The sequence below is a fragment of the Myroides sp. N17-2 genome, assembly GCF_002286775.1.
In the GTDB taxonomy this organism is placed as follows: Bacteria; Bacteroidota; Bacteroidia; order Flavobacteriales; family Flavobacteriaceae; genus Flavobacterium.
In genome coordinates this window covers 84000-106461 of the sequence record NZ_NSGJ01000004.1, presented here as the reverse complement: position 1 = coordinate 106461, position 22462 = coordinate 84000, and the positions used below count along the sequence as shown (strand labels likewise).

The following is a 22462-nucleotide window of genomic DNA, read 5'->3' as shown; positions in this document are numbered from 1 at the left end:
GAAGAATCTGTAATAAAAAAAGCCACCCATTTTGACATGGATGGCTTTTTTAGCAATTGAAAATTTATATTAAATAAATTAATTTCCTATCACTTCTACATCGATTGCGATGATACCTTTCTTACCTTTTTCTTCGTTGTAAGAAACGTGATCTCCTTGGTTTACATTTTTAGATTTTAAACCTGTGATGTGAACAAAAATGTCTTGTTTTGTAGCTTCATTAGTGATGAAACCAAATCCTTTGTCTTCATTGAAGAACTTAATTACGCCTGTATGCATTGTATTGAAATAAATAAAATTATCTTCAAATATAATGTTTGTTTCGAACTAAGCTCAGTTTTTTTGGACTTTTTTTTAAATTTTGTCTTTTATTTAATCATTCAGCTTTGTTTTCTTTCTAATCTCTTTATGTAGTTGTAAAAGTATAGTGGTGATTTTGGATTATTTAGCTTTTTTAACAAAAATGATTTTCTTGTAAGGGTGTTATAGGCTATCTGTAATACAGTTAGTTAATGGTTTTTAAGATTCAATGAGCCTTCGAGGTTATTGGTGTTAATGAATGATTTGTACAAGTGATTAGAGAATAAAAAAAAGGCTATTCTACTTTAGTAGAATAGCCTTTTTGTATAAGAAATTAGGATTAAACCTCTTCTAATGGTTTCATTTTAAATGTTTCCATAAATGCTGTTGTATAATTACCAGCAATGTAGTTTGGGTCATCCATTAATTGTCTGTGGAATGGTATTGTCGTTTTAATTCCTTCAATCACAAACTCGTCTAATGCTCTTCTCATTTTATTAATCGCTTCTTCTCTAGTTTGAGCAGTAGTGATCAATTTAGCAATCATAGAGTCATAGTTAGGTGGAATAGAGTATCCAGAATAAACGTGAGTATCTAAACGTACACCGTGACCACCTGGAGTGTGTAGAGTAGTTATTCTACCTGGAGATGGACGGAAGTCGTTAAATGGATCCTCAGCATTGATACGACATTCTATAGAGTGCATTTTAGGCAAATAGTTTTTACCAGAAATTGGTGTACCAGCTGCAACTAAGATTTGCTCTCTAATTAAATCATAATCAATTACTTGTTCTGTTATTGGGTGTTCTACTTGGATACGAGTATTCATTTCCATAAAGTAGAAGTTTCTATCTCTATCTACTAAGAATTCGATAGTACCAGCACCTTCATATTTAATGAATTCAGCAGCTTTTACAGCAGCATCACCCATTTTTTGTCTCAATTCATCTGTCATGAATGGAGATGGTGTTTCTTCAGTTAACTTTTGGTGACGTCTTTGGATAGAACAGTCACGCTCAGAAAGGTGACAAGCTTTACCATATGAATCTCCAACTACCTGGATTTCGATGTGACGTGGATCAAGGATAAGTTTTTCCATATACATACCATCGTTACCAAATGCTGCAGAAGCTTCTTGACGTGCACTTTCCCATGCTCTGTCTAGTTCGTCTTCTTTGAAGATCTCACGCATACCTTTACCACCACCACCAGCAGTTGCTTTCATCATTACTGGGTAACCGATAGCTTTTGCTGTTTTTTTAGCGTGTTCTAGTGATTCTAGTAGTCCTTCAGATCCTGGTACAGTTGGTACTCCAGCTAATTTCATTGTTTCTTTAGCTGTAGCTTTGTCTCCCATTTTTTCGATCATCTCTGGTCCAGCACCGATGAATTTAACACCGTGCTCTTGACAGATTTTAGAGAATTTAGCATTCTCAGATAAGAATCCATATCCTGGGTGTATAGCATCTGCATTCGTAATCTCAGCAGCAGCTATAATATTTGAAATCTTTAAATAAGATAAGTTACTTGGAGCGGGTCCGATACATACAGCCTCGTCCGCAAAGCGTACGTGTAAGCTATCTGCATCCGCAGTAGAGTAAACTGCTACAGTTTTTATGCCCATTTCTTTACATGTTCTGATAACACGTAGGGCAATTTCACCTCTATTAGCGATTAATATTTTTTTAAACATCTCTTGAAACTTTAATTTAACTTTAGTGTGTTTACTCCGTTAGAAAGTAAAATTGGTGTATTGTAAATTTCTTAAGATGGATCAACTAAGAATAATGGTTGATCAAATTCTACTGGAGAAGCATCGTCAACTAATACCTTAACGATTTTTCCAGAAATTTCAGATTCGATTTCGTTGAATAACTTCATTGCTTCGATTACACAAACTACATCTCCTGCTTTGATAGTTTTACCTACTTCTGCGAATGGTTCTTTATCTGGAGCTGGTTTTCTGTAGAATGTACCGATGATTGGTGATTTTACAGTGATGTATTTTGAATCTTCGTTTGGAGCTGTTTCTGTTGCAGCTACTGGAGCTACACCTTGTTGAGCTACTGGAGCTTGAGTTAATGCTGGAGCTACTGGTACTTGTTGGATGTAAGTAGTTTCAGTATTACCTGCCTCAGTTGTTTTGATGGTGATTTTAAAATCATCCATTTCTAATTTTACTTCTGTAGCACCTGATTTCGCTACGAACTTGATTAAGTTTTGAATCTCTCTAATGTCCATACCTATGTATTGGTTAGTTGTTTTTATTTCGCTGTGTACGCCCACTTTAAGTACATTGCACCCCACGTGAAACCTCCTCCAAAAGTAGCGAAAATAATATTATCACCCTTTTTAAGTTGTTTTTCGTAATCGCAAAGTAGTAATGGTAAAGTGGCAGACGTTGTATTTCCGTATCTTTCGATATTCATTAATACCTTAGAATCATCTAATCCCATTCTGTGAGCTGTTGCATCGATGATTCGTTTGTTTGCTTGGTGTGCAGCTAACCAAGTCACATCTTCTTGAGTAAGATTGTTGCGTTGCATTACTTTTTCACTTACGTCAGCCATATTAGATACAGCATATTTAAATACTGTTTTTCCATCTTGGAATACGTAGTGTTGTTTGTTTGCAACTGTTTCTGCACTTGCTGGTAGGATAGATCCACCTGCTTCTATTTTTAAAAACTCACGACCTACGCCGTCACTTCTTAAGTATTCGTCTTGTACTCCGTAACCTTCAGTATTAGGTTCGAATAAAACTGCTCCTGCTGCATCTCCAAAGATGATACAAGTAGCACGGTCAGTATAATCAATAATCGAAGACATCTTATCTGCCCCGATTAATAATACTTTCTTATATCTACCTGATTCTATATATGCAGAAGCTACTGACATACCATATAAAAAGCTAGAACAAGCTGCTTGTAAATCAAATGAAAATGCATTTGTTGCTCCAATTTTTGAGGCAACATACACTCCTGTAATCGCTACAGGCATATCTGGTGTAGCTGTTGATAATATTACACAGTCTATATCCTTAGGATCTGTACCAGATTTGCGTAATAAATCTTCTGCGGCTTTAATAGCCATATATGAAGCACCTTCTCCAGGTTTTTTAAGAATTCTTCTTTCTTTAATTCCTGTGCGGCTCGTTATCCATTCGTCGTTTGTGTCTACCAATTTTTCTAAGTCAACATTTGTCAACTTGTCTTCTGGTAGGTAACATCCAATCGCTGTAATGGCTGCGTGTATTTTTGTCATATGGTATTGCTTTACTTTATAAAAACATTCCAAAAAGAAGCGAAAATTACAAAAAAAAAACGAATTAACGGTTCTTTCGTGCTCTAAAGTACTTTTTTTGGGCTAAAACGCAAATTTCTGAAAAGCGAATAAACTACAATTTATTGAGTAAAACATACGTGAACATAAAAAATACATACTATAGTATAGATTTATAACAATGTTTGGCAATATGAAGTACGATTAACGTGTCTTTTATGTTTCTCTAAAATAGGTTATATACCAAAAAAAAACTCTCACACATTGTGAGAGTTAATTTGTACTTTGTTTAAAGCTTATGCCTCTACTTGAGCTGTTTTGTCAATTACAACTTGCCCTCTGTAGTACATTTTTCCTTCATGCCAGTAAGCTCTGTGATATAAGTGAGCTTCTCCTGTTACAGGACATGTAGCAATTGTTGGAGCCACAGCTTTGTAATGAGTTCTTCTCTTATCTCTTCTTGTTTTCGAGGTTTTTCTCTTAGGATGTGCCATTTTACTATATTATTTATCCGTTAATAGTTTCTTTAATTCTGCCCATCTAGGGTCAATATCTTTGTTTGTATTCTCTTCTTCTGTCTCTTCTTCTTCATCGTTCTCAAGGTCGTCTATTAAACCGAAGATTTCATCATCTTCATCATCAAATAAACCTCCGAAGTCATCGTCTTCATCTTTTTCCTCTTCGTGAACGTAACCTAGATAGTCTAAAGCTTCTGAGTCTAATGTTCCGTCTTTTACTCCTGGATGAACCCTTTTTTGAGGGATCGCCAGAGCTATCATTTCATATATGTACTGAGCTATGTCAATATGATGTGACGTATATGGGATAACTAAGATCTCATCGTGGTCATTATCAAAGACATCTCCGAACTTTACTACCAAGTCAATTTCACTGTCTATTGGTAAATCAAAATCCTGATTTGTCACATCACAAGGTACGTTTGCGAACCCTTTACTCGTGAAGTGTAGCTCAAATAGATTTATTTTTTTGTCTAAAAGAACGTTTATTTCGGCATTTATATGATTGAAATCACCGTAGTTATAGTTTTCGAAAAAACTGTCATCTACTTTAAAATCAAACGAATGCTTTCCGTTTTTTAACCCTGTAAAAGGTATTAAAAAGTCTTTTTCAATATTCATGAAATACATGATTTGAGCGTGCAAAGATAAAAAATTATTATAATTACAAGCTAGTTATCAAATTTTTTTGTGCTAAAATCTTTTTCTTGAGGCTGTAATGGGTTTGCAGATGCTTCTAGATTTCTACTTCTATTGGTATAAATATCAATAGCTAAGTATAGTGCTTCTTTAAATGATGTCTCATCTGCCGTTCCTTTTCCAGCTATTTCATAAGCAGTTCCGTGATCAGGAGAAGTTCTTATCTTGTCCAGACCTGCAGTGTAGTTTACTCCACTGCCAAAAGAAAGTGCCTTGAAAGGAGCTAAACCTTGATCGTGATAGCATGCTATAACTGCATCAAAGTGTTTATGTGTTCCTGATCCGAAGAACCCATCTGCGGGGAACGGACCTGATACTAAAATACCTTGTTGATTTAGTTTCTCTACTGTTGGTTTTATAATTGTTAGTTCTTCTTGACCGATTACTCCACCATCACCTGCATGAGGATTTAATCCCAAGATAGCAATGCGCGGTTTAAATATATTAAAATCTTGAATCAATGATGTATTGATTGTCTTCACCTTTTGTTGTATTAATTCTGGAGTGATTGCTTTAGCTACATCCTGAATAGGTAGGTGATCTGTCAATAAGCCTATTTTTAAATCGTCACTTACGAGTAACATTAGTGCTTGTCCTTCTAGTTGTTCATTTAAGTAATCAGTATGTCCTGGGTACTTAAATTCTTCATCTACACTGTTGTACTTGTTGATTGGAGCTGTTACTAATACATCTATCTCTCCATTTTTTAATGCTTCAGTAGCAGCTATAAAAGATTTGATAGCGTATTTTCCTATTTGTGGATCGTTCTGACCAAAAGTGATATTAACGTTTTCTTTCCATAGATTTAGAACATTCAACTTATTAGGTACGATTTGATCTAAACTGTCTATTCCTTGTATATTAGTATTGCTGTTTATTATCTTTTTGACATAAGATAGCGGCTTTGAGTTTCCGAATATAACAGGAGTGCACAATTCTAGCATTCTATTGTCTTCGAAACATTTGAGTATGACTTCACTGCCTATCCCATTTAGGTCCCCTATAGAGATTCCCACTTTTATAATTTCTTCCTTCTGGCTCATAGTATCGTCTAAATTATTCCTATTTTTGAAAGCAAATTTAATAAAAATAAATGGAGTTATGTTTACAGGGATAGTTGAAAACATCGGAAATATAAAAAGTATAGTAAAAGATCAAGAAAACTTGCATATTACTGTAGAGTGTGCTTTTACTAATGAGTTACAGGTAGATCAGAGTGTACTACACAATGGTATTTGTCTTACTGTAGTGTCTTTAGAAGAAGGGGCATATACTGTCACTGCTATAAAAGAGACTATTGATGTAACGAGTATTGGCTTTTGGAAAGTAGGACAAGCTGTGAATTTAGAACGAGCTATGTTAATGAATGGTCGTTTAGATGGACATATTGTACAAGGTCATGTGGATCACACGGCTACTTGTATGAGTATCGAAGAAGCAGGAGGAAGCACATACTTTGGATTTGAATATAAGAAAAATTCTCAACACGTGACTATAGAGAAGGGGTCTATCACTATTGATGGTACTAGTCTTACAGTAGTGGACTCGGGTATTAATACTTTTAAAGTAGCGATAATTCCTTACACAATAGAGCATACTATTTTTAAGCAATATGAGGTTGGAACCGTTGTGAACCTTGAGTTTGATGTAGTTGGGAAGTATGTGTCTAAGTTGATACAAGTGAGAGGGTTAAATTAAAAACTAAGAATTTTAAGTTAACTATTGGAGCAAAATACTTTACTTTGCACCTGAAAAACAATAATATGAAGTTTAATTCGCAAAATAGTAATTTTGCAACAATGACTGATGAGGAGTTAGTACAATTCATCGTTCAGAGTAGCAATACTAACTTGTTTGGGATACTTTATGATCGGTACGCACAGAAAGTATATGGTAAGTGTTTAGGTTTTGCTGAATCAAGAGATGTAGCTGAAGACTTGACCCAAGATATTTTTGTGAAGTTATATTTAAACTTGAAGAATTTTAGAGGAGAAGCTAAGTTTTCTACTTGGTTGTATTCTTTTGCGTATAATCATTGTGTCAATTATTCTAAGTTAGTTCTTAAGAAAAAGAGAAATGAAGAAGTGTTGGATGATGAGAATCAATACGCTTTATCTATAGAAGACGAGATCTCAGACGAAGAAATATTTTCTTTGAGTGTGGATAGATTACAGGAGTCATTGGTTAGACTAGATCCGGAAGATAAGATTGTTTTATTGATGAAATATCAAGATGACAAGTCGATTAAGGAGATAGCTATCCTATTAGATTTAGGAGATAGTGCTGTAAAAATGCGACTCCATAGGGCTAAGAAAAAGATTGTAGAAATTTATAACTCGTTGTAATTATGGAAAATCCGTTCAAAAAAATACTTCAGGATGAAAAGTTACCAGATTACTTAAAAAATAGGGTAATAGATAATCTCAACTTTATTAAGTTGTCACTTGACGTGTCCGAATTATACACTGTCAAGGTTCCTCAGACTCTAGGGAGTTTAATTGGGGAGAAAGATTTGAAAAAAGAAAATGAATTAATCAATAAAATTAAAAATAGTAAGAATGATGGAACTATATAACTTTGAATATCCTAGTCAGATGATTAATTCTGTATTGAATTCGCTGTTACAAGGATTAGTAGGCTTTGTTTTTTTGGTTGGCTATATTTTAGTTTCTTGGTTACTGATTAAAGGATGTTCTTATATTTTAAAGAAACTTTTTAAGGTAGTTCGTTTAGAGAAAGTACAAAATTTGCTAAGTGAGAATGACTTTTTAAATAGAGTCAATATTAAAATTAGTGTTTCTAGCGTGTTAATCTTCTTCGTTAAGGTATTCTTGATATTCTTAATGGTGGTAGTAGGTGCCGAGCTTTTTGGGCTAACAATAGTGTCTCGCGAGATAGGTAATTTAATGCTATATATTCCTAAAGTATTTGTTGCTTTATTAATCTTTGTTGGAGGACTATATTTTGCTACTTGGATTAAAAAAGCAGTAGTAGAAGTGCTTAAAGCAGTTGACTTCAGTGGAGCGCGTATGATAGGTAATATCTTGTTTTACTTAATCCTTGTATTTGTGTTTATCACTACGCTAAATCAGATGGGAATTAATACAGATATCATTACTAATAATATCTCTATCATTGTAGGGGCTATATTACTTACAGTGGCATTGTCATTAGGATTAGGATCTAAAGATGTTGTGACTAGATTGTTGTTCTCTTTTTATGCACGTAAGAATCTTGAGTTAGGTCAGTTAATACGCATAGATGGGTTAGAAGGATATGTAATCTCTATTGATAATATTTATTTATGTTTATTAGTAGAAGGGAAGAAGCACTATCTTCCTATCGCTAAGGTATCAGAAAGTCATATCGAAATTGTAAAATAGTAGTCAGATTTTATTTGAAGCTTAAAATATAAAAAGGCGAATGCTCTATATGAACATTCGCCTTTTCTATTTTTATAAGGGATTATTTATTCCTTACATTTTATCTGTCATACGTTGAATAGCCTCATCGTATACAGGTTTGTCTACATTTGATTTAGACATACGATATTGCTCTCTTGCTTTCTCGTATTCGCCTTGATCTTCATATATTCTACCGATATTATAGTATGCGCCTGCACGTACAGTAGGCCCATTAGATAGTGCTATTGCCTTACGGTTTGCCCATAGAGCTTCTGCATATTGACCATTCTTTTTATATGACAATCCTAAGTTACCATACGCCTGACTAAAGTTAGGGTAAGCTGATATCGCCGCAGTATACAGTTCTATTGCTTTTACATAGTTTTGTTTGTCATATTCTTTGGTTGCTAGATTGTTTAACCTTAGTGCCTCATCTTTATTTACAGTATCTAGAGAACCTAGCTCGCCACTTCTCGTGTATCTTAAGTCTCCTCTATCTCCATAACTAGATGTTGTATAGCTATTAATGTCTTCTATTTCTCCCTCTTTCGTTACTTTAAACACAGTCCATAAGTTACCTGTTTTGTTTTTCGGAACGTAGTATGTTCTTACTAAAGATTGACCCACATAGACGAACACAGTAGCGTTACTCTTAGACATCTGCGTGCTGCTAGTAGACGATCTATTCGTAAAGTCGTGTACAGCATAATAGTATTCCGAACCAAACTTCTTCTCTTGGATAGTGATTGTTTCAGGGCCATAACCATCAGTATCATCTACATCTAGATTAGCTTTAGTTCCTACTTTATTACTAAAGTAAACGTGATTATTAGGGAACCATAGATGCGAGTCTAAATCTGCTGGAGTAGATCCCCAAGTCAATACCACACGTATACCATCTAGGTTTTTCATCACAGGACTTATAGCATAAGTCATTCCTGCACAAGCACACTTAGCGACTAAGGTAGAGTACCCATCTTTTTTGATGATAACTTTGGTGTCTCCATTATCTGCATAAGGAACATTAAGATTGACCATTCCGTCCTTATCTGTGTAGCCAGAGATGGTCTGTTCTCCATTGCGTTGGATTAGCACTTGTGCTCCCTCTATCTTTTTATCTTTGACTACAGCACTCAATACTTGTATTTTGTTTTGAGCCATTAGATTTCCTACTAATGCGAAGAGCATTAGTACTGTACTAAATACAGTGATTTTGTTTTTCATATTTCTTTATTAGAATTTTTTGTTAAAAGTAATAATAATTCTAACTATTGCTACAAGTTAATCAGGTGGAAGAAATATTTAAGTAGGACAATTTGAATAAGAAGGCTAATTTGTCGGGTATTAGTTAATTTGCTTTCTTAGTGGAAAGTCACATTCTATCTCGATATTATTCTCTTCGATGTAGATATTATATACAGGAGTATTGTTATTCGCTAATGATAATCCGTATGCGTTTATCTCTATATCTAAAGTGTCTATTGCAGAGAATACATAAGTATTTACCGCTACTACTTTTTCGGTTAGTAAGCAGTATAAGGCTTCGGGTAATGCATTACTATCTAAGATTACATCTCCTCTATATAGATAGGGATGTTGTTTACTTGTATTGATAGAATGAAGTGCTATATGCAACTCGCCTATCTTTATTATTTTTCCCTCAAGAGTTAATAATAACTGTTCTGTTTGCTTCTTCATAGTGGATAATTATCTCAAAGCTAAATAATTATTTTTATTTTTCAATACATCTAGTCTATCTAATATTGTGATGAAGCTTTTTAGAAAGGCAAGTGTTAAGTGTGATTAGTTTAATTTTTAAAATTAACGGACTGCTTTTTTTATTTTACAGCCGTAGCTACTCCTTAAGTGGCTTTATTCTTCCTGCCCTACCTTCTTTTTCTCTTAACATGCTAGCCGATTTACCCTATATCATACTATGATGAAAAATACTACACCCTATTTTTTTTCTCGTAAAAAGTATAAATATTTGCATTTCAATAGATTATATCTGTCTTGTTTTTAGAGGACTACTCTAGAACCTATGTAGAATCTAACTAAATGCTAAGTTGGTCGACAGTTCATGGAGAATAGACTGTATATAGTGGAGCTAGAGGAGTCTTAGTCGATGAATACTTCTGGTATTGATACAATACTTTCCTTTAATTGAAAATGATAGATGAAGTGAGATTACTCCTGAAGTGAGGTAAAATGATGCTTTGATATTTTTCATTTTTAATAGTGAGTTTGCGCTAATGGTCGATGTCTGCTGATATTTCTACTTTTTTTGAAAGTTCTTTGAATAGTTAAATAATTGTATTACTGTGTTTTATATCTTGTGAGTATGAAAAAGGAGGGTGTGTAAAAAAAGTAAATCATAGCAAAATGTAATTACAATTATGGCAGAAATTAAAGATGGAATATTAGGGGGTGTACACGGTAAGATAGGACCTGTAGTTGGGTTTATGTGGAGAGGAAGGTATTTCTTGCGTTCTACACCGCGTAAGTCAAATAAGAGTGCTTCTGAAAAGCAAATAGCGCAACGCAGTAAGTTGAGTTTGGTGTCGACTTTTGCTAATAAAGTCAAGGACTTTGTCAATGCGAATTATCCACTGACGATGCTTAATGATAAGATGGCTACTGGTAAGGAACAATTGATTTCGATGCTGATGAAAGATGGGGTCTTGAAGATAGAGGGGGAACTGTGTCTTGATATTGCTAGTGTATTGTTGTCTATTGGGACTCTGCCTCCTGCTGTGATTAAGAAAATAAGTAAACTTAAGACAGAAAAGATTAAGGTGCAGTGGGATAATTCAATCACCAATGTATTGACAAAGGATTCAGATCGTCTGACTATAATCGCTTACAGTGAGAAGTTACTTGAATTTAAAGAGATAGAATCTATCGCTAGGCGCGAGGATAAATATGTACACTTTGATTTGCCTAAGGAATGGGTGGAGGGTAATGTACATTTCTGGAGTGTGTGGAAATCTGCGGATGGCAAGTTGGTTAGTACGAGTGCTTACCACGGAGTCACAGAACTGAATGAAAGTGTGGAAGTGGAGAATGCAGAATCGGAGGGAAAAAGTGTGGTGGAGAACATGGTAAGTGGAGAATTAGATGCTGAAAATGGTGAAGGGAATAATGGAAATGGGATACTAAGTTCTTATGAAGGAGTAAAGGAGGAGAATATGAAGTCGGATAGAATAGAAACTGGGGCTTTAAGTAATATAGATAGTGCAAAGGCAGAAGCCCAAATAGGAGAAAATATGGGTTCCTCAAATCTTAAAAATCAAGAAGTATTTAAGAAGATAGAGGATTATGAACCATGGTCTGTCTTAGAAGCATTAAAGCGAATTGAAGAACAGGATGAGTGATGAGGAGTGTTTTAAGGAAGTAAGGTAATTTTTTTGTACGAAAAGTTAATGAGAATAGCTGTGTCTGGTAGGTTTTATGCTATAAAAAAAGCTGACTACTTGTTAGTAGTCAGCTGTATTCTATATTGTGATTCTAGATATTAGTCTATCTTAAGAGTCAGTACAGAGATAGGCGAGTGGTTCACTAGATCCTCACTGATACTTCCATTAAAGAAGTGTGATAACCCTGTGCGTCCGTGCGTAGCTATGGTGATTAGATCTGAGTCTACTTTCTTCGCATAGTTAAGTACTCCTTTTTCTACTGTAAGGTCATTATAGATAGATAAGTCATATTCTGTATCTGTGATGTCTTTTAAGAATTCATCTAAAATTTCTTCTGCTACATAAGTAGGTTTGAAGCTATTCGGCGTATTAACCATTAACAAGTGAAGCTTCGTGTTAAACATCTTGTGCAGACGAAGTATCTTTTTGAAAGATTCTTTCATATTATCAGTGAAGTCAGAAGCGAAGACTAAGTCGTGTACTTTAAAGTCATCACCATTACCTTTAATCACTAAAACAGGTGCGTCAGATGTTCTGACTACTTTCTGTGTGTTAGACCCTACGAAGTATTCTTTCACACCACTAGCACCGTGAGACCCCATCACGATAAGATCTACATCATTAGTTTCTGCAGTTTTGGTTACTCCATATGCAGTTCTGTCTAAAATCAAGCTGGTAGATACTTTGATATCAGCGAAAATAGGTGATAATGCTAATTCTTGTAGTTTCTGTTCAGCAGCATTTTTAAAGAACATAACTTCAGGAGCCGGAGTACCTTTTTGGATACTGTCAGTACCCTGTTGTGGTAAGTCAAGGATGTGTAGTAATAGAATTTCCGAATTCTCTGATTTTTTAGCAATACATGCTGCTACTTTGAGAGCATTATAAGCTTGTGTAGAAAAATCTGTTGGAACTAGTATTTTTTTCATAGTGATATTTGTTGTTTTATTTCGATTTAATTACATGATTTAAAGTTAAGAATATAATTATCAATAGGCAAAAGTTTTATTTGTAATAAAAAAATTAATATCTTTGCACTGTTATTTATTAAAAAAATTAAATAATGAGGGGACATCTAGTCCCCTCTTTTTATAGCATATGGCATTAAAAAGTAAAGTACAAGAATTAATAGATAAGGCTTTAGAAGAGTATACATCTATATTTGTTATCGATTTTACAGTGTCTCCGGATAATAAGATTCTTCTTACGATCGATGGAGATGGAGGTGTGACACTACAAGATTGTATCAATTTTAGTAGAGCTATAGAGCATAATTTAGACAGAGAAGAAGAAGATTTCGGACTAGAGGTGGCATCAGCAGGAGCTACGGCACCTATTAAGTTACTACGTCAGTACCATAAAAACATTGGTAGAAAACTGAAAGTAGTGACTCTAGATCAAGAGAAATATGAGGCTACTCTAGATAATGTTATCGATAATCAGATTGTCCTAAAATGGAAAGCGAGAGAAGCTAAGCCAGTAGGAAAAGGAAAAGTAACAGTGGATAAAGAAGCTGTTATACCTTTCGAGAATATTAAAGAAGCGAATGTTATAATTTCATTTTAAAATAAAAAAAGCACATGGAGAATAGAGATTTAGTAGATTCATTCTCAGAATTTAAAGACGAAAAGGATATTGAGCGTGTAACGCTGATGGCAATCTTAGAAGATGTATTTAGAAATGCATTGAAAAAAAGATTTGGTAATGATGATAACTTTGATATTATCGTTAACCCAGATAAAGGAGATTGTCAGATATTCAGAAACCGTATCGTAGTAAATGATGGTGAAGTAGAGAATGAGAACTATGAAATTTCATTATCTCAAGCACGCAAAATCGAACCAGATTTTGAGGTAGGAGAGGAAGTTTCAGAAGAAGTTAAATTAGAAGAGTTAGGGAGACGTGCTATTTTAGCATTGCGCCAAAACTTAAATTCTAAAGTAACTGAGCACGATAACACTACTTTATACAAACAGTTTAAAGACATTATCGGTGAAGTTTATTCTGCTGAAGTGCACCACATCCGTCCAAAAGTTGTAATTTTGATGGATGAGGAAGGAAATGAAATCGTTTTACCAAAAGATAAACAGATTCCATCAGATTTCTTTAAAAAAGGAGAGACTATCAAAGGTATTATCGAGGCAGTAGAATTAAAAGGAGCTAAGCCACAAATCATCATGTCTAGAACATCACAACAGTTCTTAGAGAGATTATTTGAGCAAGAGATTCCTGAGATTGCTGATGGTCATATCACTATTAAGAAAGTAGTGCGTATCCCAGGTGAGAAAGCGAAAGTAGCAGTAGATACATTTGATGATCGTATCGATCCAGTAGGAGCATGTGTGGGAATGAAAGGTTCTCGTATCCACGGTATCGTACGTGAGTTAGGTAACGAAAATATTGATGTAATTAACTTTACAAATAATACTGAATTGTTTATTAAGCGTGCATTAGCACCTGCTAACGTAAACAAGGTAGTTATAAATGAAGAGACTAAGAAAGCGAATGTTTACTTAGCATTAGAAGAGGTATCACGTGCGATAGGACGTGGTGGACAAAACATTAAATTAGCTGGTATGTTAACTGGTTATGATATTGATGTTATGCGTGAATTGAACCCAGAGGATGACGATGTTGAATTAAGAGAATTCAGTGACGAAATCGAAAGTTGGGTAATTGAAGAATTTGCAAGAATCGGTTTAGATACTGCTAAAAGCGTTTTAAGCCTAAGTGTTGATGAGTTAATGAAACGTACTGATCTTGAGGAGGAAACAATTGAGAATGTACTTAGAATTTTGAAAGAAGAATTCGAGGACTAATGAATACAGGTTAACAACACAACACAATTAATACACTAAAAGGATAATATGTCTGAAGAAAGAGCAATAAGAATTAATAAAGTTTTAAGGGAATTGAATATTTCTCTCGATAGAGCCGTTGACTTTTTAAAAGGTAAAGGTTTCGATATCGACGCAACACCTAATGCTAAAATTTCTGATCAAGAATACAGTGTTTTGACTAAACAATTTTCTGCTGACAAAGGTAAGAAAGAGGCATCTATTGAAGTAAGTGAGGAGAAGAAGAAAGAGAAAGAGGCCTTAAAAGTAGAGCGTGATAAAGAATTAGAAGAGAAGAAAAAACAAGAGGAAGCGCGTATTAAGCGTGAGCAAGAGGTTATCCGTGCTAAAGCTGAAGAAATTGCAGCTATTAAGCCTGTGGGTAAAATCGACCTAGAACCTAAAAAGACTAAAGCTTCTTCAGACGATTCAAATAAAGAAAATAAATCTTTTGAAAAAGATGCCCAAGCTCCTGCTAAAGAGAATAAGCAAAAGCTATCTAAAGAGGTTATAGAGGATAAGAAAGAGTCTGTCGCTAAACCTGTGGTTGAGAAAGAAGCATCTAAAGTAACGAACTCAAGTAAACAAGTGGAAGCTAAAAAAGAGGTAGAAAAACCAAAACAGAAAGAATCTGTAACAGGAAGTAAGGATGCTTCATTTAAGAAAGAGGATTCTAAGAAAGTAGAATCTAAGCCTGCAGTGGAGACAGCTAAGACTGAGGAAGCAGTAGACGAGACTATCAAGACAAATTACCAAAAACTTTCAGGTACTACTTTTACTGGACAGACTATCGATTTATCTCAATTCGATAAGCCTAAAAAGAAAAAAGAGGATCCTAAAAAAGGTGGTAATGCAGGTAACAATGCTAAGCCAGGTGCTGGTAATGCTGCAAACAAGAATAAGAGAAAACGTATAGCTAAACCTGGTGAAGGTGGAAACGCTGCTGGAGGTACAAACAACAATACTGCTGGAGGTACTAATAACAACGGTGGAAACAACAACAATAGAAACCAAGGTGGTGGACCACGTCCTAATAACAATAATAATGCTGGTGGTAACAAATTTGGTAACAGAAACCAAAGACGTAACACTACAACTCCTATCGTTAAGGCTGAGCCTACAGATGAAGAAGTGAAAAACCAAATCAAGGAGACTCTAGAACGTCTTCAAGGTAAAGGTAACAAGTCTAAATCTGCTAAGTACCGTCGTGATAAGCGTGATGTTCACCGTAAGAAAACGGATGATGAACAAAAAGCATTAGAAGCTGGAAGCAAAGTATTAAAGGTAACTGAGTTCGTTACTGTAGGAGAAATCGCTACAATGATGGATGTGCCTATTACTAAAGTTATCGGTACTTGTATGTCATTAGGTATTATGGTGACAATGAATCAACGTCTAGACGCTGAGACATTATCTATCGTAGCTGATGAATTTGGATATGAAGTTGACTTTACTACAGCTGCTATTGAAGAAGCTATAGAAGAGGCTCCAGATAGAGAAGAAGATTTAAAACCTCGTGCACCTATCGTTACTGTTATGGGACACGTTGACCACGGTAAAACGTCTTTATTGGATTATGTTCGTAAAGCTAACGTTATCGCTGGTGAGTCAGGAGGTATTACACAACACATCGGTGCTTATGGAGTAACATTAGAAAATGGTCAGAAGATTACTTTCTTAGATACACCTGGTCACGAGGCGTTTACTGCAATGCGTGCTCGTGGTGCGCAAGTAACAGATATCGTTATTATCGTAATCGCTGCTGATGATGACATCATGCCACAAACGAAAGAGGCTATTAGCCACGCTCAGGCGGCTGGTGTACCAATCATCTTTGCTATCAATAAAGTGGATAAGCAAACTGCTAATCCAGAAAAGATTAAAGAGAAATTAGCTTCAATGAATTTCTTAGTAGAAGACTGGGGTGGTACTTACCAATCTCAAGATATCTCTGCTAAGCAAGGTATTGGTATGGCTGAATTACTTGAAAAAGTGTTATTAGAAGCTGAAATGCTTGACCTTAAAGCTAACCCAGATAAGTTAGCAGTAGGTACTGTAGTAGAAGCTTTCTTAGATAAAGGTAGAGGATATGTATCTACTGTATTAGTTCAGGCTGGTACATTAAGAGTAGGTGATTATTTATTAGCAGGATGTAACCATGGTAAAGTACGTGCTATGCATGATGAACGTGGTAAATCAATTAAAGTAGCTGGACCATCAACACCTATCTCAGTATTAGGATTAGATGGAGCACCTACTGCAGGTGATAAATTTAACGTATTCGAAGAGGAAAAAGAGGCAAAACAAATTGCATCTAAACGTACTCAGTTAATCCGTGAACAATCTGTACGTGCTCAACGTCACATTACGTTAGCAGAGATCGGACGTCGTATCGCTTTAGGAGATTTCAAAGAGTTGAACATTATCTTAAAAGGAGACGTGGATGGTTCTGTTGAGGCATTATCTGATTCATTCTCTAAATTATCAACAGAAGAAATTCAAATCAACATTATCCACAAAGGAGTTGGTGCGATTACAGAGTCTGACGTATTGTTAGCTTCTGCTTCTGATGCGATCATTATCGGATTTAACGTTCGTCCAATGGCGTCTGCTAAACAATTAGCTGATAAAGAAGAAATCGATATCCGTAACTACTCTATTATCTATGCTGCTATCGATGATCTTAAAGATGCAATGGAAGGTATGTTATCTCCAGAGTTGAAAGAAGAGGTTACTGGTACTGCTGAGATTAGAGAGTTGTTCAAAATCTCTAAAGTTGGTACTATCGCAGGATGTATGGTTACAGATGGTAAGATCTTCCGTAACTCTAGAATCCGCTTGATCCGTGAGGGAGTTGTAATTTACACTGGTGAGTTAACTGCTCTTAGACGTTTCAAAGACGATGCTAAAGAAGTATCTAAAGGATATGACTGTGGTATCCAAATCAAGAACTACAATGATATTAAGGAGTATGACGTAATCGAAGCTTTCCAAGAAGTAGAGGTTAAGAAGAAACTTAAATAATCAAAATATAATTAAAGAAGGAGCTTGTCAGAATTGACAAGCTTTTTTTTTGAGTAAAATTAACCGTAAGTTAGTACTGACTGGGTTCGTCAGCTAAATGTTAAGCTTGTGATAAAGATTTCTGTCAAGTTGTCTTATTTTAAAATTGGCTTGTATTTTGCACAATAACTATTAAAGCAATAAAAAAGTATAAGTATGATTTGGATTTTAATGATCGCTATAATGGGTGCCAGCTGGCTAGTTGGTAACCGTTTAAAGAAGAAGTTTGAGACTTATTCTAAAGTTCATTTACAGAATGGTATGAGTGGTGCTGAGATAGCACAGAAGATGCTAATGGATCATGGTATCCGTGATGTAAGAGTAATCTCAACTCCAGGTAGATTAACAGACCACTATAATCCGATGGATAAAACAGTGAACTTAAGTGAGGCAGTATATAATGAGCGTAATGCAGCAGCAGCAGCAGTAGCGGCACATGAGGTAGGACACGCTGTACAACACGCTGAAGCTTATCACTGGCTGACAATGCGTTCTAAATTAGTACCAATAGTTAGCTTTACCTCTTCTATTATGTCATTCGTACTATTAGGAGGAATATTAATGTTGAATAGTTTTCCACAGTTATTGTTATTTGGGATTATCTTGTTTGCAATGACAACAATATTCTCTTTTGTTACTTTACCAGTGGAGTATGATGCTAGTAACCGCGCTTTAAAGTGGCTAAAAGCAAAGAATATGGTAACTCAAGCGGAATATGCAGGAGCAGAAGATTCGCTTAAATGGGCTGCACGTACCTATGTAGTAGCAGCTATAAGTTCATTAGCTACGTTACTATACTATGTAATGATCTATATGAATCGAAGATAATAAACATAAATAAATAAGAAACGCCTTCTACACAGAAGGCGTTCTTGTTTTTATAGCGGATTGATCGTAATCATTAAAGGGATGTGATCAGAGACTTTTCTCGCAATAGTAATGTCTTCAAAATCTTCAAAGAACATAATAGGTGTCGCTTTTACTAGTTCGTTTTTCTCACTGTGATAGAATATATTATCATATTCTGAAGCTAGACAATCTCCTTTTATACACTTCTGTCTTAGGCTGCTCTTCTGATCAGCGAAACTAGGTACATATCCTTGTTTCTTTAAGGGATTAAATACAGAATGCTTTTCTGTAAGGTTAAAGTCTCCTAGGAATATAAGGTTGTGTTCTGGGTATATTTCTGGAAAGAACTTCAGATATTTGATTTCAGTTTCTGGTTGATGTTTAGTAGGTAAAGTATGTATGCTACTTATCGTTATCTCCTTTCCTTTATAAATAAACGTTGCCATATAAGGTTCTCTTTCTATTTCTTCTTGGTAGGTCGGTTCTAAGAATGGTTTTCCCTTAAGTTTAACCTTGCTTGTTCTCCAAATATAAGCATAGCGCTCTGAGCGATAAGGAGAGCTTACAGTAGGGTCACTTACTGAATAATCCCATTTGGCACCTGATGATCTGTTTAGCTCCTCGTGTAGTTTAGCAATAGTCTGTGCACCTGATGGGTTAGTGACAACCTCTTGGATAGCGACTATATCTGTTTGTTTAATGACTTTAGCGATGTATTCTATTTGTTCATCTGTTTTGCTTTTACCAATGTTTAGCAAGTTCCAAGTCATAATCTTTACTTGTGCTTGGATAGTGAATGATAGTAATAGGGTAGTAGATAGAAGTAATAAGGCTTTTAAAAATCTCGTACGAGGCATATTGAATTATGTTAAAGGGATTACATTAAATTGTTTTTATAAAGAGGCTTTTGTAAAAATGATGTATTTTTACACGGTTTTATTTTGCATCCTACCTCTTTAGAAAAGGGTGACAAAATTAGTAATGTAACTGATATAAACTTTAAAAATTGAAAACATTTTCTTCTATATCAAATTTTGAAAGTGATAAACGAGTAATAGCAACTTTAGGAACATTTGACGGTGTACACATCGGTCATCAAATGATCCTTAAGAAACTAGTAGATTCTGCAAAAGCAACAGGTGGAGAAAGTCTTGTATTGACATTTTTTCCGCATCCACGTATGGTTTTAAAACAGGATAACACAATAAGATTACTCAATACAATAGAAGAGAAGAAGGAGCTTTTAAAAGGACTAGGTTTGGATAATTTGGTTATTCAGAAGTTTGATTTTGAATTTTCACAATTGACGGCAGAGGAGTTTGTGAAGCAGGTGTTAGTTGATAAATTTAATATCTCTAAGATTATCATTGGTCACGATCACCGCTTTGGTAAAAATAGAACAGCAGACATCAATGACTTAAAAGCATTCGGTGAGAAGTATGGCTTCGAAGTAGAAGAGATCTCTGCTCAGGAGATAGATCACGTATCTATTAGCTCAACGAAGATACGTACTGCTTTAGAAGAAGTAGGAGATATGACTTTAGCGAATGAGTTCTTGGGTTATGAATATTATTTCTCAGGAGTAGTGGTACACGGTAAGAAATTAGGTCGTACACTTGGTTTTCCAACAGCTAATATCGTTGTCGATGAAGATTATAAACTGATACCAAAGAATGGAGTTTATGTCGTGGAATCTGAATTAAATGGCGAAAAAGTAAAAGGGATGATGAGTGTGGGAATTAACCCGACATTTGCTGATCACCCGTATACCATAGAGGTAAATTATCTAGATTGGTCTGGAGATTTGTACGACCAAAGGCTAAAAGTTCGTATCTTAGACAGAATAAGAGATGAATTAAAGTTTAGTGGACTCGATGAGTTAGTTGCGAAGTTAAATGATGATGAACGCGTGACTAGGGAGTTCTTTAGTTGTTATGAAAGAAAAGCTGTTCCAACAGATAGATAATTCACCGTTAATTATCTTCCGTATTTTATTTGGTTTGTTATTCGCTTGTGAGTCGTTTGGTGCGATTGCTACAGGATGGGTAAGAGACAATTTCGTAGATGTTAAGTTTACATTCTCCCATATATATATGGACTTTCTGCAGGTACTAGTGGGGCCTCAGATGTATGTGTATTTCTTTTTGATGGGATGTGTTTCTATAGCAGTAATGCTGGGTTATCGCTATAAATGGACAATGCCCCTATTAACAGTGCTATGGGCAGGCGCCTATTTTCTTCAAAAGACGTCTTATAATAATCACTATTATATGTTATTAGTGATTTGTGTTTATATGTGTTTCTTACCTGCTAATAGATATGCTTCGCTAGATGTTAAACACAATAGAGTAGAACAAGAATTATCAATGCCAACTTATATATCGTGGATATTTATCTTTCAGGTAGGGATGCTGTATATCTATGGTACTGTCGCTAAGTTCTACCCTGATTGGTTAGATGGTACATTTACTAAAATAATGTATCAAGGCGCGAATATTCCAGATGTTTTTAAAGAAATATTTATACAAGATTGGTTTGCAATCACGATAGCTTATTTGGGAATTATATTTGATGGATTAGTTGTGTTCTTGTTGTTGAATAAACGTACGCGTACATTAGCAGTTATAGCATCATTAGTATTCCACTTATTTAATTCGATTACTTTACATATTGGTATATTTCCTTATTTTGCTCTTAGTTTTGCTGTGTTCTTTTATGAACCAGAGCAAGTACGCAGTTGGTTCTTTAAGAAGAAACCTGTGTTAAATGAGTCGGCGTTATTGACTGTACAGCCTAGTGCATTCTCATTAAAATCTAGTGTGAAGTATTTCTTAGTGAGTTTTATGTTTATACAACTTGTATTACCTCTGAGGCATTATTTTATCAAAGGGGATGTATTGTGGACAGATGAAGGTCATCGCCTAAGTTGGCGTATGATGTTACGTTCTAGGGCAGGATATACTAACTATATTACAGAGAATAAAAAGACAGGAGAACGCAAATATTACGATATAGAAGATGTGCTGTCAAGTAAGCAATTAGCACGTTTGTCTTCTCCAGATATGATATGGCAAATGGCTCAGCGTATAAAGAATGAGTACAAGGCTAAAGGTGAAGATGTAGCTGTATATGCTGAGAGCTATGTATCTATCAATAATAGGGAGTTAAGCAAATTTGTTGATTCAACAGTGGATTTGGGAGCAGTGAGTTGGGATTACTTTGGACATTGTGAATGGATATTAGAGAAACCATTTTAGTTGACATAAAAAGATATAAACAAAGAACGCATACTTGATAAGTATGCGTTCTTTGTTATTTGTTAGCTTCTGCTAATTCTTCTTTATATGCTATCAGATGAAGTTTAGTATCATACTTTCCATACGTAAAGTAATTGATCCAATCTCCTAGATTGATATATTTAGATTGTTTGTTTAAGTCAATAATCATTGGTAGATGACGGTGTCCGAAAACAAAGTAATCATAATGAGTAGTCTCTAGTTTGCGCTTTGCATATAAGATTAACCACTCGTTATCTTCACCTAAGAATCTGATATCCTCATCACCAGAGATTAGTTTATTCTTTACAGATAGGTATGAACCTAGTTTAACTCCGATGTCTGGGTGTAGCCATCTAAATAACCATTTAGAGAAGGGGTTAGTGAATACTTTCTTCATTCTCTTATATCCCATATCACCAGGTCCTAGTCCATCTCCGTGTCCTATAAAGAACTTCTTACCATTAATGTCGAATACCTTAGGCTCGTGATATACTGGTATGCCTAGCTCCGTCTCGAAGTAGTCTCCCATCCATAGATCGTGATTACCAACGAAGAAGAATACAGGTATTCCTTTGTCTTTAATCTCAGCTAGTTTACCTAATATTCTGACAAAACCTTTAGGTACTACTGTTTTATACTCAAACCAGAAGTCAAAAAGATCTCCTAATATGAATAAGGCTCCCATGTCATCTTCTTTCTCGCGTAACCACTGTAAGAATATCTCTTCACGAGGAAGGCTTTTCTCACGAGTAGGCGCACCGAAGTGTTGATCAGAAGCAAAGTAAATGCTCTTAGGTGTGTTAATCGTAAAACTCAA

At 35.2% G+C, this 22462-nt stretch carries 23 protein-coding genes; 11 read left to right on the top strand and 12 right to left on the bottom strand.

Going from position 1 to position 22462, the window contains the following annotated elements; translation table 11 throughout:
* Window positions 1-78 precede the first annotated feature (78 nt).
* The 7 genes from CF599_RS02830 to pdxA all read right to left on the bottom strand — a co-directional run bounded on the left by CF599_RS02830 (window position 79) and on the right by pdxA (window position 5841).
* Entirely contained in the window at window positions 79-279 is a 201-nt protein-coding gene (locus tag CF599_RS02830; RefSeq protein ID WP_121964527.1) for a cold-shock protein, read from the bottom strand.
* Window positions 280-640: 361 nt separating this feature from the next.
* Window positions 641-1993 carry an acetyl-CoA carboxylase biotin carboxylase subunit gene (gene accC / locus CF599_RS02825; RefSeq protein ID WP_121964526.1) on the bottom strand — a complete coding sequence of 451 codons (1353 nt, stop codon included), beginning with the start codon at window positions 1991-1993 and terminating at the stop codon, window positions 641-643.
* 71 nt (window positions 1994-2064) lie between these two features.
* A complete protein-coding gene (gene accB, locus CF599_RS02820; RefSeq protein WP_121964525.1) occupies window positions 2065-2541 on the bottom strand; it encodes an acetyl-CoA carboxylase biotin carboxyl carrier protein in 477 nt (158 codons plus the stop codon).
* Between the two features lie 23 nt (window positions 2542-2564).
* Window positions 2565-3563 (bottom strand): beta-ketoacyl-ACP synthase III, encoded by a 999-nt coding sequence (locus CF599_RS02815; protein ID WP_121964524.1) that lies wholly within the window; start codon window positions 3561-3563, stop codon window positions 2565-2567.
* Window positions 3564-3877: 314 nt separating this feature from the next.
* A complete protein-coding gene (rpmF, locus tag CF599_RS02810; protein ID WP_121964523.1) occupies window positions 3878-4075 on the bottom strand; it encodes a 50S ribosomal protein L32 in 198 nt (65 codons plus the stop codon).
* Window positions 4076-4084: 9 nt separating this feature from the next.
* Window positions 4085-4720, bottom strand: a complete 636-nt coding sequence (locus CF599_RS02805; protein WP_121964522.1) for a DUF177 domain-containing protein — start codon at window positions 4718-4720, stop codon at window positions 4085-4087.
* A 50-nt stretch (window positions 4721-4770) separates the two neighbouring features.
* The gene (gene pdxA, locus CF599_RS02800; protein WP_121964521.1) at window positions 4771-5841 is read right to left on the bottom strand and encodes a 4-hydroxythreonine-4-phosphate dehydrogenase PdxA; all 1071 of its coding nucleotides are present in this window, start codon (window positions 5839-5841) and stop codon (window positions 4771-4773) included.
* Between the two features lie 58 nt (window positions 5842-5899).
* On the opposite strand from pdxA, the gene CF599_RS02795 reads away from it, so the two are divergent.
* The 4 genes from CF599_RS02795 (at window position 5900) to CF599_RS02780 (ending at window position 8181) form a co-directional block, all read left to right on the top strand.
* Window positions 5900-6496, top strand: coding sequence for a riboflavin synthase (locus tag CF599_RS02795; protein WP_121964520.1), 597 nt, complete (start codon window positions 5900-5902; stop codon window positions 6494-6496).
* Window positions 6497-6561: 65 nt separating this feature from the next.
* Window positions 6562-7143: an RNA polymerase sigma factor gene (locus CF599_RS02790; protein WP_121964519.1), complete on the top strand. Its 582-nt coding sequence runs from the start codon at window positions 6562-6564 to the stop codon at window positions 7141-7143.
* Window positions 7144-7145: 2 nt separating this feature from the next.
* Window positions 7146-7373 (top strand): hypothetical protein, encoded by a 228-nt coding sequence (locus CF599_RS02785; protein WP_121964518.1) that lies wholly within the window; start codon window positions 7146-7148, stop codon window positions 7371-7373.
* Window positions 7357-8181: a mechanosensitive ion channel gene (locus CF599_RS02780; protein ID WP_254050224.1), complete on the top strand. Its 825-nt coding sequence runs from the start codon at window positions 7357-7359 to the stop codon at window positions 8179-8181. Before CF599_RS02785 ends, CF599_RS02780 begins: the two co-directional genes overlap by 17 nt.
* A gap of 93 nt (window positions 8182-8274) precedes the next feature.
* Here CF599_RS02780 and CF599_RS02775 read toward each other — a convergent pair whose 3' ends face one another.
* Both CF599_RS02775 and CF599_RS02770 read right to left on the bottom strand, forming a co-directional pair.
* Window positions 8275-9426, bottom strand: a complete 1152-nt coding sequence (locus tag CF599_RS02775; protein ID WP_121964516.1) for a tetratricopeptide repeat protein — start codon at window positions 9424-9426, stop codon at window positions 8275-8277.
* A gap of 120 nt (window positions 9427-9546) precedes the next feature.
* Entirely contained in the window at window positions 9547-9900 is a 354-nt protein-coding gene (locus CF599_RS02770; RefSeq protein ID WP_121964515.1) for a hypothetical protein, read from the bottom strand.
* A 698-nt stretch (window positions 9901-10598) separates the two neighbouring features.
* Here CF599_RS02770 and CF599_RS02765 point away from each other — a divergent pair.
* The gene (locus CF599_RS02765; protein ID WP_254050223.1) at window positions 10599-11576 is read left to right on the top strand and encodes a DUF6266 family protein; all 978 of its coding nucleotides are present in this window, start codon (window positions 10599-10601) and stop codon (window positions 11574-11576) included.
* Window positions 11577-11716: 140 nt separating this feature from the next.
* Here the strand turns inward: CF599_RS02765 and CF599_RS02760 are convergent, their stop codons facing one another.
* Entirely contained in the window at window positions 11717-12547 is an 831-nt protein-coding gene (locus CF599_RS02760; RefSeq protein ID WP_121964514.1) for a universal stress protein, read from the bottom strand.
* Window positions 12548-12716: 169 nt separating this feature from the next.
* Between CF599_RS02760 and rimP the strand changes: the two genes are divergently transcribed.
* From rimP to CF599_RS02740, 4 genes are all read left to right on the top strand, one after another.
* The gene (gene rimP, locus CF599_RS02755) at window positions 12717-13184 is read left to right on the top strand and encodes a ribosome assembly cofactor RimP (RefSeq protein WP_121964513.1); all 468 of its coding nucleotides are present in this window, start codon (window positions 12717-12719) and stop codon (window positions 13182-13184) included.
* Window positions 13185-13198: 14 nt separating this feature from the next.
* Window positions 13199-14437, top strand: a complete 1239-nt coding sequence (gene nusA, locus CF599_RS02750) for a transcription termination factor NusA (protein WP_121964512.1) — start codon at window positions 13199-13201, stop codon at window positions 14435-14437.
* A 48-nt stretch (window positions 14438-14485) separates the two neighbouring features.
* The gene (infB, locus tag CF599_RS02745; protein WP_121964511.1) at window positions 14486-17479 is read left to right on the top strand and encodes a translation initiation factor IF-2; all 2994 of its coding nucleotides are present in this window, start codon (window positions 14486-14488) and stop codon (window positions 17477-17479) included.
* A 195-nt stretch (window positions 17480-17674) separates the two neighbouring features.
* The gene (locus CF599_RS02740; protein ID WP_121964510.1) at window positions 17675-18346 is read left to right on the top strand and encodes a zinc metallopeptidase; all 672 of its coding nucleotides are present in this window, start codon (window positions 17675-17677) and stop codon (window positions 18344-18346) included.
* 50 nt (window positions 18347-18396) lie between these two features.
* Here the strand turns inward: CF599_RS02740 and CF599_RS02735 are convergent, their stop codons facing one another.
* A complete protein-coding gene (locus CF599_RS02735; RefSeq protein WP_121964509.1) occupies window positions 18397-19224 on the bottom strand; it encodes an endonuclease/exonuclease/phosphatase family protein in 828 nt (275 codons plus the stop codon).
* A gap of 149 nt (window positions 19225-19373) precedes the next feature.
* Here CF599_RS02735 and CF599_RS02730 point away from each other — a divergent pair, with 149 nt between their 5' ends.
* A complete protein-coding gene (locus CF599_RS02730) occupies window positions 19374-20333 on the top strand; it encodes a bifunctional riboflavin kinase/FAD synthetase (protein ID WP_121964508.1) in 960 nt (319 codons plus the stop codon).
* A complete protein-coding gene (locus tag CF599_RS02725) occupies window positions 20302-21624 on the top strand; it encodes an HTTM domain-containing protein (protein WP_121964507.1) in 1323 nt (440 codons plus the stop codon). The genes CF599_RS02730 and CF599_RS02725 overlap by 32 nt, the downstream gene beginning before the upstream one ends.
* Before the next feature lie 55 nt (window positions 21625-21679).
* Here CF599_RS02725 and CF599_RS02720 read toward each other — a convergent pair whose 3' ends face one another.
* Entirely contained in the window at window positions 21680-22462 is a 783-nt protein-coding gene (locus CF599_RS02720) for a UDP-2,3-diacylglucosamine diphosphatase (protein WP_121964506.1), read from the bottom strand.